This is a genomic window from Geobacter sp. (assembly GCA_009684525.1).
GTDB lineage: Bacteria > Desulfobacterota > Desulfuromonadia > Geobacterales > DSM-12255 > Geoanaerobacter.
In genome coordinates this window covers 939,007-954,116 of sequence record WKKR01000001.1, presented here as the reverse complement: position 1 = coordinate 954,116, position 15,110 = coordinate 939,007, and the positions used below count along the sequence as shown (strand labels likewise).

General features: G+C 65.2%; 11 protein-coding genes and 1 pseudogene. All 12 read left to right on the top strand.

Translation table 11 applies throughout. From position 1 onward, the window contains the following. The 12 genes and pseudogenes from GJT30_04205 (at window position 1) to GJT30_04150 (ending at window position 14,920) form a co-directional block, all read left to right on the top strand. Window positions 1–1,095, top strand: a complete 1,095-nt coding sequence (locus GJT30_04205; GenBank protein MSM38810.1) for a hypothetical protein — start codon at window positions 1–3, stop codon at window positions 1,093–1,095. Beyond that, window positions 1,092–2,000, top strand: a complete 909-nt coding sequence (locus GJT30_04200; GenBank protein MSM38809.1) for a phage tail protein — start codon at window positions 1,092–1,094, stop codon at window positions 1,998–2,000. The genes GJT30_04205 and GJT30_04200 overlap by 4 nt, the downstream gene beginning before the upstream one ends. A 2-nt stretch (window positions 2,001–2,002) precedes the next feature. Beyond that, a complete protein-coding gene (locus GJT30_04195; GenBank protein ID MSM38808.1) occupies window positions 2,003–2,404 on the top strand; it encodes a baseplate protein in 402 nt (133 codons plus the stop codon). Beyond that, entirely contained in the window at window positions 2,401–2,850 is a 450-nt protein-coding gene (locus GJT30_04190; GenBank protein ID MSM38807.1) for a hypothetical protein, read from the top strand. The genes GJT30_04195 and GJT30_04190 overlap by 4 nt, the downstream gene beginning before the upstream one ends. After that, the gene (locus GJT30_04185) at window positions 2,768–6,937 is read left to right on the top strand and encodes a putative baseplate assembly protein (protein MSM38806.1); all 4,170 of its coding nucleotides are present in this window, start codon (window positions 2,768–2,770) and stop codon (window positions 6,935–6,937) included. The genes GJT30_04190 and GJT30_04185 overlap by 83 nt, the downstream gene beginning before the upstream one ends. Then, on the top strand, window positions 6,903–7,910 hold the full coding sequence (locus GJT30_04180; protein MSM38805.1) for a hypothetical protein: 1,008 nt from the start codon (window positions 6,903–6,905) through the stop codon (window positions 7,908–7,910). Before GJT30_04185 ends, GJT30_04180 begins: the two co-directional genes overlap by 35 nt. A gap of 34 nt (window positions 7,911–7,944) precedes the next feature. Then, window positions 7,945–8,259 (top strand): annotated as a pseudogene (locus tag GJT30_04175) (hypothetical protein). Window positions 8,260–8,935: 676 nt separating this feature from the next. After that, window positions 8,936–10,183, top strand: a complete 1,248-nt coding sequence (locus tag GJT30_04170; GenBank protein MSM38804.1) for a hypothetical protein — start codon at window positions 8,936–8,938, stop codon at window positions 10,181–10,183. A 68-nt stretch (window positions 10,184–10,251) separates the two neighbouring features. Next, window positions 10,252–11,196, top strand: coding sequence for a hypothetical protein (locus GJT30_04165; GenBank protein ID MSM38803.1), 945 nt, complete (start codon window positions 10,252–10,254; stop codon window positions 11,194–11,196). Continuing rightward, a complete protein-coding gene (locus GJT30_04160) occupies window positions 11,193–12,275 on the top strand; it encodes a radical SAM protein (GenBank protein ID MSM38802.1) in 1,083 nt (360 codons plus the stop codon). Before GJT30_04165 ends, GJT30_04160 begins: the two co-directional genes overlap by 4 nt. Window positions 12,276–12,330: 55 nt before the next feature. Next, window positions 12,331–13,281 carry a DUF3380 domain-containing protein gene (locus GJT30_04155; GenBank protein MSM38801.1) on the top strand — a complete coding sequence of 317 codons (951 nt, stop codon included), beginning with the start codon at window positions 12,331–12,333 and terminating at the stop codon, window positions 13,279–13,281. Window positions 13,282–13,408: 127 nt separating this feature from the next. Then, a complete protein-coding gene (locus GJT30_04150) occupies window positions 13,409–14,920 on the top strand; it encodes a hypothetical protein (GenBank protein ID MSM38800.1) in 1,512 nt (503 codons plus the stop codon). Window positions 14,921–15,110: the final 190 nt, after the last annotated feature.

The following is a 15,110-nucleotide window of genomic DNA, read 5'->3' as shown; positions in this document are numbered from 1 at the left end:
ATGACGAATGCGGCAGTCAAAGAATACGTACCCGGCTTCGTCATTAACGTTGGCGGCGTGGAGTTGCGTCACGGCTTTTCAGTGGATGTGCTGTCGCTCTCCCTGACCGATACCTGCAACCAGGCCGATACCTTCTCCTTCACGGTCAAGGAGCGGCATGGCGAGCAGGGGCGCTTTCCTGCCGGCGGGGCGCTCAAGTGGCTCGACAGCGGCACCCTGGAGGAGGGGAAAGAGGTTGCCATCGAACTCGGCTACCTGGGGAATATCAGCTTTCGTTTCCAGGGGGTAGTGAGCACGATGAGCCCCATCTTTCCCGAGAGCGGCGTGCCGACCATCACCGTGCGGGGGCAGAGCCACTACTGCAAACTGCTGAAGCAGAGCGACGCCAAGCCGTTCAAGGAGAAGACCGACAGCGGCATTGCCGGCGAGATCGCCACGCTCCTGGAACTCGGCTCCCAGGTCGACGAGACCACGGCCGAGCACCCGCTGGTCTCGTCGGGGAGCGGGACCTATGCCGCGATCCTGCAGGAGCGGGCCGGCCGTATCGGCTACGAGGTGGTGGTGAAGGAGAAGACCCTCTATTTCCAGAAGCCGCGCTACCTGGTGGAAAAGGGGGCGCAGCTCACCCTGGAATGGGGGCGGAGCCTGTCGAGCTTCACCCCGACCCTCTCCACCTACCGGAAGGTGACCCATGTCAAGGTCAGGGCCTCCCAGACCACCCTGGGCCAGGGCAAGGATGCGGTGTCGGCCCAAGTCGGGCCGGGTGAGGAGCGGGCGAAGCTCGGCAAAAAGAGCGCCTCGGAGATCGCCATGGCCCTGGCCGGGAAGAACGAACTGCTTGCCGAGGACCACCTGGCCGTCTCCCAGCAGGAGGCGCGGGAGGTGGCGCTGGCCAAGCTGGAGGCGAGCTCCCTGGAGTTCATTACCGGCAAGGGGACCTGCAAAGGCAACCCCGGCCTGAAGGCGAGGATGGTGATCGAGCTGAAGGGGCTCGGGGCTAGGTTCAGCGGTAGCTACTACGTCACCTCGGTGACCCATACCATTGACGGCTCAGGGTACCGTTGCGATTTCGATGTGAAGAGGAACGGCATATGAGCGTGGTCGACCTGTTGACGGCAACTGCGGCAGGGGGGAGGGGACCGGAGAGGATCTTCGGCGTGGTGGTCGGGATTGTCCGCGACATCAAGGACCCGGACGGGTTCGGCCGGGTCAAGGTCGACTTCCCCTGGATGGGTGAGGCGACCGAGGCGGTGACCGTCGGCGACCAGGACGACCGGGCGCACAGTTTCTGGGCGCGGATCGCCACCCTGTTCGCCGGGAGCGGTCGCGGCAGCTTCTTCATCCCCGAGGTGGGGGACGAGGTGCTGGTGGCGTTCGAGCATGGCGACCCGAACCGCCCCTTTGTCCTGGGGGGGCTCTGGAACAGCGAGGATACCCCGCCCGAGACCATGGACGCTGACGGCAAGAACCACCTCCGCTCCTTTACCTCGCGCAGCGGCCATGTCATTACCATGGACGACAACACCGACGACCAGAAGGCCAAGGTGGTGATCACCAGCCAGGGCGGGCACCAGGTGACCCTGGACGACGACGGCGGCAAGGGGAAGATCGAGCTGAAGACCAACGCCGGTCACCAGATCACCCTGGACGACGACGGCGGGACCCTGACCATCAGCGACAAGAGCGGCAACAAGCTGGAGTTCGACGCCAACGCCGGGTCGCTCACCGTCGAGGCTTCGGGCAACACCGATCAGACCGTGGGGGGGAACCTGAACATCACGGTGTCCGGCAGCGCCACCATTTCCGCACCCTCCGGCATCACCCTGGACAGCTCAAGCGTGAAGCTCGGCACCGGCGCCTCCCTGGCCCTGGCCAACGAGACGCTCCTGACCATCTTCAATACCCATTTTCATGTGGGCAACCTGGGGGCACCCACCTCGCCCCCCACGGTGCCGGCGATTCCGGGCGCCCAGAGCACCGTACTGATCAAGGGGGCATGACCATGGGCACCGAATTCCTCGGCACGGGCTGGAGCTTCCCGATTGGGCTGGCGGAAGATGGGGAGATCGCCCTTTCCCGCGAGGAGCAGTCGATCGGGGAAGCGATCCGGATCATCCTCGGTACCGCTCCCGGCGAGCGGGTGATGCGGCCGGACTTCGGCTGCGGCATCCACGAATACGTCTTTGCCCCCAACACGGTCCGTACCGCCGGGCTGATCCGCTTCCACGTGGAAGAGGCGCTGACCCGCTGGGAGCCGCGCATCGACCTCCAGGAGGTCCTGGTGCAGCCCGCACCGGACGACCCGGCCGTGATCCTCCTCAGCATCACCTACCGGGTGAAGTCCACGGACAGCCGCTTCAACATGGTCTATCCCTTCTACCTGGAGCGGGGTGGGGAGCCGTGAGCAGCGGAAGGATGGAGATAAAGAACAGCACCGGCCACGTCGTCACCCTCGACGAAGCGGCCATGACCATCAGCATCGGCGACGAGCAGGGGGACACCATCGTCTTCGATGCGAAGAACCGGACCCTGACCCTGGATGTGCGCAACGGGGTCGCCATCACCGTTGCCGGCGGCACGGTCTCCATCAACGCCCCGGCAGGGGTCACCATCCGAAGCGATGCCCTGCGCCTGGAAGGGGCGAGCATCGTTGCTGCGGGGACCAACCTCTCCCTGGAGGGGACGAGCGTCATGCTCGGTGACAGCGCAGCGGTCAGGCTGGTGAGGGAAGAGCTGATCGACCTCTACAACGGCCACCGGCACCTGGATGCGTCGTCCGTGCTCACCGGCCAGCCGACCCAGCAGGCAAGCAAGTCCACCTGCTGCACCAGCAAGGCAAGGGGTTCGTGAGGCAAAGGGCGGGGAAACGGTATGCTGCGTCGGCACAGGAGCCGGGGCAGGGGAAGCGGTGCAGTGTGACATCGAACCAGACGGAGGGAGCGGGATGAGCAGTTCGACTCCGCTATTGTACAGAAAATCGGCCGAGGAGGTCGTTGCGGACCTGCAGGCCGGGCTTGCCGTTACCGGCTGGCACAAGGCCCCCGCCACCGGGACGCCCGGTGCGGGCGAGGCCATGGTCCGCCTGTTCGGCCGCCTTGCCGACCTGATCGCCGCCAGGGTCAACCAGGTGCCGGAAAACCATTTCCGCGCCTTCCTGGAGACCGCCGGCGTCGATCTGCTCCCTCCCCGCCCGGCACGTTCGGAGATAACCTTTTATCCGGCAAAGGATGCACCGCAGGTGATCCGGGTCCCGGCCGGGACCCAGGTGGCGGCCAAGAAGAGCGGGGAGCGCCCCGAGATCGTCTTCGAGACCGAGCGGGACCTGAATGTCGTCAGGGCCGAACTCGCCTCCTGCATCGTGGTTGACCCGGTCCGGATCAGCGACCGGAGCGACCGGGCCAAGGGTGGGAGCGGCGACTCCTTTGCCGCTTTCCTGGGGGATGAGGAGCGTGGACGCATCCTCTACCTGGGGGACGATGCCCTGTTCGTCTTCCCCGACGACGTCAGTCGCGAACAGGGGACCATCACCCTGGAGGTGACCCTTGCCCGGGCCGGCCGGCCCGACCTGGACGGCTGGCGGGTCGAATGGCTCTATTTCGACGGCACTGCCTGGCAGGAGCTGGTGAAGCAGGGAGGCGGAATCGTCCGGGACAATACGGGCGGTTTCGCCGCAAGCGGCCAGATCGAATTCACCCGGCTCCCGGCCCTGGTGAAGTTCCCCTTCGACAAGCAGAGCGGGGCCTGGCTCGCCTGTCGCCTGACCGGCGGCAGCGGCCGCGACCACCTGCCGGTCGTCTCCATGCTCCGGGCCGGGCGGAAGATCGATATCCCCACGGCACCGGGCAAGCCGGCCGATGCGGCGTTCAGCGCCATCCATGCCGGCGTCGCCTTCATTCCGCTGGAGACCGCCGGGGAATTCTTCCCCCTGGGGCAGCGTCCGGGGCGGCTCGACTGCTTCTATCTCAAGGCGGACGAGGCCTTTGCCAAGGAAGGCGCGGAGGTGGAGATCTCCCTGGACCTGGTCGGGATGTCGGAATCGGAGCAGAGCGCCCTTTTGGCCGAGCCGGTCATAGAGTGGTCCTACTGCTGCAGCGACGGCTGGAAAGCGCTGGGGACGAGCAGCAGGGAAGGGGTCACCGGGGCGATCCTCGATTTTGCCGACCAGACCCATGCCTTCACCGATGGCGGCAACGGGGTGAAGGTCAGCTTCACCGTGCCGGCAAAGGGTGGCAGGTATCCGCTCTGGGCAGAGGCTGCGGTGGGGGGGCAGAAGGGGCTCTGGCTGCGGGCACGGGTCCTTTCGGGCGGCTATGGCCTGAAGCCCGCGGCAACGACCATCTGGGAGGCGCCCGCGGTCCTGGCGCCGAGCGTGAAGAACCTGAAGATCGCCTATGGCGGCTTCCAGAACACCTTGGCCTCCTTTGCCCTGGGGGATGTCGCAAGCCTGGTGGACAGCAGGTTCAGCCGGCACAGCTTCGCCGCGGCCGAGGGCGCCTTTGCGCCGTTTTGCAGCAGCTGCGACCTGCCGGCCCTCTATCTCGGCTTCAGTTGCGCCTTTCCCGACAACGAGTGGATACAGCTCCTCCTGGATGTGGACGAGGAGCGGATCGGCATCGCGGAGCTGCCGCTGTTGCTCTGGGAGTACTGGAGCAGCGAGCGGGCAGGCTGGGCCCCCCTGCCGGCATCCGACGAGAGTAACGGTCTTGCGGAGCGGGGCTATCTCGGCTTCAATGCGCCGCCCGACTTTGGAGCGAGCGTGGAATTCGGCAAGGAGCTCTGCTGGCTGCGGGTGCGGCCCCATCGTGACCCGCCGGTAGCCGTGGCTCCGGCCGACAGCGTTGTCACCCCCGGCGACGGCGGCGAGGCGGTGGTGACCCTGGATGCGTCAGCCTCCAGCGCCTGCAACGGCCAGGGGATCGTCTCCTATCGCTGGAACCTGCTCCCCCAGGAGGCCCATGGCGGCATGGACCAGCAGGTTGCAACCGGCGGGACCGAGGCGGTGGTGACCCTCGATGCCTCTGCCACGGCCGCGCAGAGCGGCCGGCCCATCGTCCGCTACCGCTGGCGGCTGGTTTCCTCCAGCCATCTGATCGCCCGTGCCGGAGGCGACCTGGTGATCACCACCGGCGGCACCGAGGCGACGTTCAGCCTGGATGCCTCGGCTTCCAGCAACGCCGCGGGCGGGGCGCTCCGTTCCTATATCTGGCGCAGGCAGCTCCCCGAAACCGTGGAGCAGCCGGCGACCCCATATCTGCTGGGAGTCAGGTGCAATACGGTGCCGGCCCTGAACGCCATGAGCACCACCGAAGAGGTGCTGGGCTCGGGTACCGGCAAGGCCGGCCAGCGCCTTGCCCTGTTGAGCGCGCCGGTCTTGGCGGATCTCAGGATTTACGTGCGGGAGACCGACCAGCCGCCGGCAGAAGAGCTCGATGCGCTATGCCGGGAGATCGCTGCGGACAGCGAGGACGACGACACGGCCCTCTATCCCCTTGTCAGCGAAAACAGCCGGGGGATCTGGGTGCGCTGGCGACGGGTGGATCATTTCTTCGCCTCCGGCCCGTCCAGCCGCCATTTCGTGCTCGACGCCAAGAGCGGCCTGGTCCTCTTCGGCGACGGCACGCGCGGCAGGATGCCGTCGCTTGCCAGGGACAACGTCAAGGCGGTCTGGTACCGCTCCCATCAAGGTGCTGCGGGAAACGTGGAGAGCGGTGCGGTAACGGTGCTGCGCAACCCCGGCGGCGACCTTGCTGCGGTGAAGCGGGTCGCCAATGCGGAAGCTGCCGTGGGTGGCGGGGATGCCGAGACCGTGGAGCAGGTCAGGGAGCGCGGCCCCAAGACCATCAAGCATCGCGGCAAGGCGATCACCCTGGAAGACTTTGCCTGGCTGGCCCGCGACGCCAGCGGCGAGGTGGCGGCGGCCTGGTGCCTGCCGACCCGCGACCGCGACGCCAAGATCCACGAGGGGTGGGTCACGGTGGTGATCATTCCCAAGGGGAGCGAGAGCAGGCCCTTCCCCCGGCCGGCCCTGCTCCGCCTGGTCAGGGAATACCTGGAGACCCGCGCCCTGGTCAACCTGCGCTGCGAAGGGCAGATCGTGGTCAAGGGGCCGGCCTACATCGAGGTGACGGCAACGGTCAAGATCGTTCCGGTCCATGCGGAAAAAGGGGACGAGGTGAAGCTGTCGGTGGACCAGCGGCTGGACGCCTATTTTCATCCCCTGACCGGCGGACCGCTGCGGCAGGGGTGGGAGCTGGGGCGCGACGTCTATATCTCCGAGGTCTTTGCCGAGATCGAGGCGGTCCCCGGTGTTGACCATGTGGCCGACCTGAGCCTGGACGGCTCGCTGCAGCAGTTCCGGGTGGAACTCCTCCCCCGGCAGCGGATCAGCCATGCGGCGCGCGCCGGGAGCAGGGTCGGGACCTTCGACGACCGTCTGCGGCTGATCCTGAGCGACCCGATCGAGCCGGTCCGAACCGTTGTGCCTCTGGTGCCGACGCCTGTGCAGCCGCTACAGGTGGCGCTCTACGGTTTCTCGGTGGGAGAGCGGGTCAGGATCGTGGACAGCGCGAACCGGATCGTCCTCGACGAGCTGGCCATATCCGCGCTCTCCGCGGCCAACGACAGCGTGACCCTCGTCCTCTCCCCATCCCTGACCGAGAGCCTGCCGCCGGCCGAGTCGCTGGCCATCCTCTCCGGCGACGAACGGGTCCGCATCCCCATTCTGGAGTGGACCGGCGGAGAAGGGGAGACGGTCACGGCCCGGCTCATGACCATCACGCCGGGGAGCGATACGCTCTGCATCGTCTCCGGGGGGGAACGCTATCCTGAGTTCGAGTTCATGGCAGTGACCGCGGTGGAACGGCGCAGCGACCGGGTCGTCATACCCGAAGGGCACCTGGCATATGCCGGCAGCCACGACATCGAGATGGTCCTGTGAGCGCGATGCCTATGAAACCGCCAATGGCGCCGATTGCCGCCGGCTGCCCCCGGTCCGGGCCGACACGGTTGGGAGCGAAACAATGACGATACCCCGTCTGGAACTGGATAACCGCACCTTCGACGATCTTGTCGAGGAGCTGCGGGCGCTGATACCCCGGTACTGCCCCGAGTGGACCGACCACAATGCCTCTGATCCGGGCATCACGCTCATCGAGCTCTTCTGCTGGGTTGCCGAGGGTCTCATCTACCGGACCGACCGGATTCCCGAAGCGAGCCAGCGGCGCTTCCTGGAACTGCTCGGCATTGGCACGGAAGGGTCTTTGGACGATGCCCGTGCCGCTGCCATCAAGGCGTTGCAGGGGCCGTGGCGGGCTGTCACCGCCGGGGATTTCGAGGAGCTGGTGCTGGAGCGCTTCCCCCAGGTGGCGCGGGTCCGCTGCCTGGCAGACCGGGCGCTCGATGCCGATGCTCCGGACGAGGAGCGGATCGGCCATGTTAGCGTCATCGTCGTCCCGACCGGGGGTGATGACCGGCCATTCCCCACGTTGGCGCTGCTGGAGGAGGTCTATCGCTTCCTCGACGAGCGGCGGCTCGTCACCTGCCGCCATCATGTGGTAGGGCCGCTCTACACCGATGTCTCCCTCTCCGCGGCAGTGGTCTGCAATCCCGCCATGATGGCGGAGGGGGTCCGGACGCGGCTCTATGAGGCGCTGCAGGGCTTTTTCGCCCCGGTCGCGCCGGCCGATGGCGTGGACAATCAGGGGTGGGCCTTTGGCCGGCCGGTCTACGAGTCCGAGGTCTATGCCGTGCTGGAGGGGGTCGAGGGAGTCGATCACGTCGAATCGCTCACCCTGCGCCGTCGGCAGGAGAGCCTCTGGGTGGAGAGCGGGAAGATGGTTGCCGTCGGCGACGAGAGCCTGGTCTTCTTCGACCAGGGCGCGAGTGAAATAGCCGTGACAGCAGCCAGGTAATGTCCATCCGGAAACCGAGGTAAGAGGGAACCTTATGTCAGACGTCATGCTCAACCGTCTTCTCGACCATCTGCCGGCCATCTACCGGGAAGACCCCTGGCTGGCCGGGTTCCTGCGCCCCTTTGCGCAGGTGTTCGGCGAGTTCGAGCGGATCCTTGCGGAACTGGACCGGTACGTTGTCCCGGAAAGCCGGCAGGAACCAAGATATGAGACCGACGCGGAGTTCCTCACCTGGCTCGCCGGCTGGCTGGCCCTGGAACTGGACGAGGAGTGGGGCGAGCAGAAGCGGCGGGAGAACATCCGCCGGGCCGTGGAGCTCTATCGCCGGCGCGGTACCATCGAGGGGCTGAAGGAGTATCTGCGGATCTACACCGGCTATGTGCCGGAGATCAGGGAATGCGTCTGGCCCGCCGGGATGCAGATCGGCGTGGCCTCCATGATCGGCGGCTTCACCCCCGAGATCGCGTTTGCCAGCTTTAGCGCAGAGCGGCAGGAGTTGGCCTGGCACGACTACTACGTGGTGACCGAGACCGGCGTCGGCGGCAGCGAATACTACTACCGGGCCGACAGGGTGGAGCGGGTGGACGTTGACCTGGCTGTTGGCCGGGTGACCGTGCTCTACATACCGCCCGACGACTACAGCGTGACCCAGCGCGTCCATCAGCCCGCCGTGGTGACCCGCCGGGACGGGCTTGCCGACACGGGCTACCTGTTCGCCGGCATGCCGGTGGGGGGCACAGGGGAAGAGACCGCGCGCTACCACGGCGACACCGTGCTGGTGGAGGAGGAGGGAGAGGTTCCGTACCGGTTCATCGTCGATGTGACCGTGCCGGCGGAGCAGCTCAAGACGGTCAGGGTGGAAAAGATCAAGGCGATCGTCGACCTGGAAAAGCCGGCCCATACCCTCTACTACCTCCGGCTGATCCCAGAAAAGTCAGGGGTGCGGCTCAACCCCCTGCAGATAGAGATTCGTTCCACCATAGAGTTAGATACCGTTATCGGATGATGTGCGGAAAGGAGCTGCCATGACCGAATTCAATGAATTCAGGAGAATGCATTATTTCAAGGGGTTTTTCACTACTGCCGAGGACTGGCAGGGGGAGCAGAACTACCACCGGGAAAAGCTGCGGCTGCATAACCGGGGGCTTCATACCCCCGGGGTGCTGCAGGGGGTGGGAGGCGATCTGCGGGTACGCTCCAGTGGCGGGCTCACCCTGCAGGTGCGCCCCGGTGCGGCCATCGACGGCGACGGCAACGAGATCAATCTGTCGCAGCCGCGGACCCTGACCATCCAGCCGGGTTCGACCACGCTGCCCCGGGTCTTTTATGTGGTCCTCAGCTATGGGGAACATGAGGACGAACCGACCCAGAACACGGCGGTCCCCGAGTACAGCGGCAACAAGCGGGTGGTCGAGGAGCCGGTGCTGGGGATCTCCGAGCTGCGGCCGGACAACCTCTCTTCCATCGAGCTTGCACGCATCGATCTCCAGCCGGGTGCCGTTGTCGTGAGCGATGCGGCAGATCCGGCGTCGCCGGTGGGGAACGAGATCGATCTCCGCTACGTGCCGGTCGCCGGCTCCCGCTGCGCTCCCGATGAAGATGCCTGGCTTCCCGTGGTGCTGCAGGAGCGGCTGATCCAGCTCATGGGGCGGACGCGCAAGGATTTCGCCGCCCTGGCCGGTCGCTTTCCCTCGCCGTCGGTGGAGGATGTTCGCCATGGCGCCCTGAGCATCGAGATGATGGCCCGGATCGGTTACCTGCGGGCGGGACAGGTGGCAGGCCTTTTGGCCGCGCTGGCAGATTGCGAGAGGGATGCCGGCCAGGAGATCGGCGTCGCCTATCCCGAACTGGTCCGGATGAAGGCCTACCAGGACTACGCGGATGCGGTCGACCGCCTGCTCGGCGATATCGGTCTGGGCGATCCGGATACGATCCTGACCAGCCAGGACGTGGTTGCCGAGGCAGCCAGGGAGCTTTCGGAGATCGTCATCCAGCTCCCCGAGGCCGAGGCCGGACCGCCGCTGGTGGTCGTCACGGCGGGAGCGGAGGGGGTGGCGAACCTCGACGCATCGGGCTCGCGGGCCTTTGGCGGCCGGACCATCAGCCGCTACCGCTGGGCCCTGCAGAGCAGTGCCGCAGCGCCGCTGGCCAGCGCCGGCAGCGACCTGACCCTCACCACCAACGGCGACGAGGCAACGGTGTCCCTGGACGGCTCGGGTTCACAGGCCGCGGCAGGCGGGCGGATCGTCAGCTACCGGTGGGACAAGAGGTAGGCAGAGTCGCACGTACGCATTTCAGATACGGTTTACCCAATACAGCGTAAGAGAAAGGAGTTTATGCCATGGCATTGACCAGATTTCCCATCGAAACCACAGATCCGCGGATTCAGGTGACGCTCCCCGTGGGGAGGCATGTCCTCGAACTGGTGGTAGAGGACAGCGCCGGCCTGAGGAGCGCACCTGACCAGGTCGTCATCGAGGTACGGCAGGAGGTGGTGCTGCCGACCATCACCGGCATCCTCCCTGTTTCCGGAACGCCGGGGAGCAAGGTGGAGGCGGTGATCAGCGGCACCAACCTGAGCGCCGCCACGGCAGTCACCTTCGACGGAACCGGGGTCACGGCGACAATCGGTGTCGGCGGCACAGCAACGAGCCTGCCGGTTACCGTGGGAATTGCCGCCGACACTGCGGCGGGATCGCACGGCTTTTCGGTGCGGACCCCTGCCGGCACGGCCAGCAGCCCTGCCGGCGTGGTCTTCTCGGTCTACGTGGAGCCGCGGGTCATCGATCCGCGGATCATCCCCACGCCACGGGTCGTGACCCCCGAACCGATCACTGTGCAGCCGATCACCACCGAACCGCGGTTGCTGTCGACCCAGCCCGTTACCCCTGAGATCACCCCGATCACTGCGGAGACGCGGGTGATAACGCCGGAGGTTACGCCGATCATCGCCGAGACCCGGATCGTGACCCCGGAGGTTACGCCGATCATCGCCGAGACCCGGCTGGTAACGCCGGAGGTTACGCCGATCATTGCCGAGACCCGGCTGGTGACGCCTGAGGTCACCCCGGTCATCGCTGAAACGCGGCTGGTGACGCCCGAGGTGTCTCCAACCGTAATCGAGGCGCGAGCCATAACACCGGTGGTTACCCCGGTCACCGAGACCAGGGCCATAACGCCGGTGGTGACCCCGGTCGTCACGGATCGGACCGTCACTCCGGTGATTCGCAAGACCGGCACAAAGGCGGCCACTGCCAAGCCCACGACCAGGAAAACGAAAAAATGACCCTTCTCCCTGCCGTTGCTTCCAGGCTCAGGGAGATGAACTTTGAACTCAACCGGCTGGAAACGGTCTTCCAGAAGGCGCAGCTGGTATCGATGCCGCTGGTGGTGCAGCTTTCCACCGGAACCCGGTGCAACCTCCGCTGCGCCTTCTGCACCGACCGGGGGCCGGCAACGGAGGGTCACTACCGGGATCTTACGCTGGATGAGTTCATCCCCCTGACCACGGGGATGGACTGCTCCTCCACGGTGCAGTTGTGGGGGTGGGGCGAGCCGTTTCTCAACCCCCATTACGGGGCGATCTTCGCCTATGTCACCGAACAGTATCCGGGCATCGAGATCAACGTCTCCACCAACGGCACCCTGTTCGACGAGGCGTGGCAGAGACGGTTTTTGGAGTACGGGAACTTTTCCCTCAATGTCTCCATCAATGCCGCAAGCCGTGAGACGTACCGGCTGGTGGCCGGCCAGGACCTGTTCGGGCAGATGGAGAGCAACCTGCGCCGGTTCCGCGAACTCCGTGAGGAATACCGCGGCCGGGCGCGGTCCCGTTTCACCGTCTCCTTTGTCGTGGTCCGGGACAACCTGCACGAGATGGCCGATTTCGTCGACCTGGCTGCCCGGTTCGCTGCCGACCATGTCCAGTTCATGGACCTGATGCATATCAATACCCACTGTCCCGATCTCTCCGCAGCCGACCGGGCCGCAGCGGTCAAGGAGCATTTCGGGGCCGCGTTGGAGCGGGCCGCGGCGCACCACATCGGCATCGGGAGCTTTCTCCCCTATGCCGGCAACGATTACCTGGCCATGGAGCGCTACGGCAGCGGCGCCCCCGTTGCGGACAACGGTACATGCATGGCGCTGCAGCCCTGCTATGAGCCGTGGCGGACCATGCTCGTCGGCACCGATGGCATGGCCACCCTCTGCTGCCGGTCCGGGGTGGTAACCGGCAACGTGCGGCAGGCAGGGATTGCGGGGGTCTGGAACGGGGAGACCTACCAGGCGTACCGGGGGGCTGTCAACAGCCCCGCGCCGCCGGAGGTCTGCCGCGTATGTCCGGTCAAGCTGGGGATTTCGAGCTGAACACTATGCTATCTGCGTCTAATGTGTTTGAATCTATTGGAATGTGGGGGGATTTATGGCTAACAAAACTGGTCTGGTAACAGCCAAAAGCCTCAATGTGCGGCCGGAGCCATCGACGGGAAAACCGCCGGTGGCGTCACTTGCCAGGGGGGCGAAGGTCGAGCTGCTGGAGACCGTGGGGGGATGGTACCGGATCAAGGCCGGTGCGGTGAGCGGCTATGTGTCGGCCGACTACATCACCGTGGTCGACGCGACGCCGGTGGCAGACTACCTGTGGGAGATGGAGGCGCTTCGCACGGCACAGCTGACGCCCCCTGCGGAGAAGGCGATCACCGTCCTCTCCAAACATACTGCGGCCCAGAAGATGACGGCCGGCATCTGGAACCGCCAGGGGGGGCTTCTGGAGATCCTCTGCGGCATCATCGAGGTGGCGCCCGCCTGCGGCGTGGCAGTGCTCTGCGTCGAGTCGGGCGGGGCAGGCTTCGACGCCAACAACCGGATGATCATCCGGTTCGAGAACCACATCTTCTGGAACCTCTGGGGGAAGAAGAACCCGGATACCTTCAATGCCCATTTCCGCTACAACCCCCAGAAGAAATGGCTTGGGCACCAGTTCCGCCAGGATGCGGCCGGGGCCTGGGCCGACTTCCACGGCAGTCAGGACGGCGAGTGGCGGGTCCTCGACTTTGCCCGGTCGCTCAACGAGAACGCGGCCCTGAACGCCATCAGCATGGGGGGGCCGCAGGTCATGGGGTTCAACTGCTCCCGGCTCGGTTACGATTCGGCCAGGGAGATGTTCGACCGGTTCTCCAGCGACATCCGCTACCAGATCCTTGGGCTGTTTGACTTCCTCCGGGGCCACGGCAGCACCTCGGCCATGATCGAGGCGCTGCAGCATGAGGATTACGTCAGGTTCGCCTCGCTCTACAACGGCCCCGGACAGGCACCTGTCTACGGCGCCCGGATCGAGAGCTACGTCAAGGCGTTTAGCAGTCTGAAAGCCTGAAAAGGCATGGAACCGCAGATACACGCGGATGCACGCAGATAAGGCAAACCCATTTGATCGAACATCTGCGTTCATCTGCGTGCATCTGCGGTTAATATTGTTTTGAAGAGCTGAAAGGAGACGTCACATGCTCGATCTGAAAAACTGCAAGGTCCGCTGGGATCGGGACAACTACGTCCCGAAAAAGGTGTACGGTTTCGAGACCGAGCCGCGCAAGGGGAAGCCGCAGGAGATCGCCGAGGCGTTTCTGCGTGAGAACCTGCAGGTGTTGAAGATCACCGCCCCCATGGAGGATCTCCGGTTCGAGCAGGTGACCGAGAGCCTGGGGGGTAAGGCGATCCTCTTCCAGCAGCACTATGATAATACCCCGATCCACGGCGCCTGGGTGGCGATCCATCTCAACAACGAGAACCGGATCTTCATGGTGATGAACGACACCGTCCCCGCGGTCAGCCTGGAAAAGAAGGTGGGGAAGCGGGCCAAGGCGGCCCTGGCCGAGGGGGAGATCGACCTGGTCATCGCGGCAAAGATCAAGGAGTATGGGACCCTTGCCACAGAGATCGTCAAGGAGCGGATGATCTACACCATGAAGGGGAGCTTCCGACCGGTCTGGAAGGTGAAGTTCGGCACCCAGCAGCCGGCCGGTTCCTGGATACTCTTTATTGACCAGGCAAACGGCCATGTCATCGACGAGCGGAACGTTCTGCGCAAGGCGTTGGGCAAGGGGCGGGTCTTCATCCCCAACCCGGTGGTGGCGCTGAACCGCGATGACCTGCTCGACCAGAAGGATGGGGACCAGACCGTCTTCGTGCCGGCCTACCGCACCGTGCAGCTCAAGGACCTGGAGCCGGGGGGGAACCTCAAGGGACCGTATGTGGACACCACCAAGACCCGCAACTGCGCCAGCTCGGAAACCTTCGAGTTTGTCTACGGCCGTAGCGACGAGCGGTTCGAGGAGGTGATGGCCTACTACCACATCGACTCGGTGCAGCGCTACATCCAGTCGCTGGGGTTCAAGGATGCCAAGGGAATCCTCAACCGACAGGTCCGGGTCAACGTGCATGGCACGCGGGAGGACAATTCCTACTACGATCCCTCGCCGGGGCGGCATGATATCACCTTCGGCGACGGCGGCGTGGACGATGCCGAGGATGCCGAGGTGATCATCCACGAATACGGCCATGCGATCCAGGATGCCATCATCCCCGGCTACGGCCAGAAGACCGAGGGGCGGGCCATGGGGGAGGGGTTCGGTGACTACCTTGCCGGCACCTGTTACTACCGCTACAAGACAGCTGCACGGAAGGTGAAGCTTGCCGAATGGGATGCCAAGGGGTACCAGGGAGGGCCGCAGGAGTGCCTGCGCCGCTTGGACAGCGACAAGCACTATCCCGAGGACATGGAAGGCGAGGAGCATGTGGATGGGGTGATCTGGTCTGCTGTGCTCTGGCAGGTGCGAAAGCTGCTCGGCGCAAAGAAGGCGGACACCGTGATCCTGGAGAGCCACTTCTATCTCAGCCAGTACGCCGATTTCAAGGACGGCGCCGAGGCGATCGTCATGGCCGAAAAGAACCTCTACGGCGGCAAGCGGACCAAGGCGCTGACGAAGATCTTCAAGACGAGGGGGATCCTGGCGTAGCCTGCGGACCATTTCCCGTTGCGATGTCGGGTCGTCTGTACCCAAAAGCCCCGGTTCTCGAACAGAGCCGGGGCTTTTTGCGTTTCGAGGTTGTCGTGCCTGTTTGGCGTTCCGGCGCAGTGCCGGTTTCAGGATGAGGGAATCTGGAGTGGTGTCAGGGTAGTGTCTCTAGCGTCCCTGAACCGGTAAC

What these genes read in the sequence shown, in the direction of transcription:
- GJT30_04155 (MSM38801.1), top strand. Translation starts at nt 12,331, where the DNA reads ATGGCTAACAAAACTGGTCTGGTAACAGCCAAAAGCCTCAATGTGCGG.
- GJT30_04185 (MSM38806.1), top strand. Translation starts at nt 2,768, where the DNA reads ATGCGTCGTCCGTGCTCACCGGCCAGCCGACCCAGCAGGCAAGCAAGT.
- GJT30_04195 (MSM38808.1), top strand. Translation starts at nt 2,003, where the DNA reads ATGGGCACCGAATTCCTCGGCACGGGCTGGAGCTTCCCGATTGGGCTG.
- GJT30_04180 (MSM38805.1), top strand. Translation starts at nt 6,903, where the DNA reads ATGCCGGCAGCCACGACATCGAGATGGTCCTGTGAGCGCGATGCCTAT.
- GJT30_04205 (MSM38810.1), top strand. Translation starts at nt 1, where the DNA reads ATGACGAATGCGGCAGTCAAAGAATACGTACCCGGCTTCGTCATTAAC.
- GJT30_04160 (MSM38802.1), top strand. Translation starts at nt 11,193, where the DNA reads ATGACCCTTCTCCCTGCCGTTGCTTCCAGGCTCAGGGAGATGAACTTT.
- GJT30_04170 (MSM38804.1), top strand. Translation starts at nt 8,936, where the DNA reads ATGACCGAATTCAATGAATTCAGGAGAATGCATTATTTCAAGGGGTTT.
- GJT30_04165 (MSM38803.1), top strand. Translation starts at nt 10,252, where the DNA reads ATGGCATTGACCAGATTTCCCATCGAAACCACAGATCCGCGGATTCAG.
- GJT30_04150 (MSM38800.1), top strand. Translation starts at nt 13,409, where the DNA reads ATGCTCGATCTGAAAAACTGCAAGGTCCGCTGGGATCGGGACAACTAC.
- GJT30_04200 (MSM38809.1), top strand. Translation starts at nt 1,092, where the DNA reads ATGAGCGTGGTCGACCTGTTGACGGCAACTGCGGCAGGGGGGAGGGGA.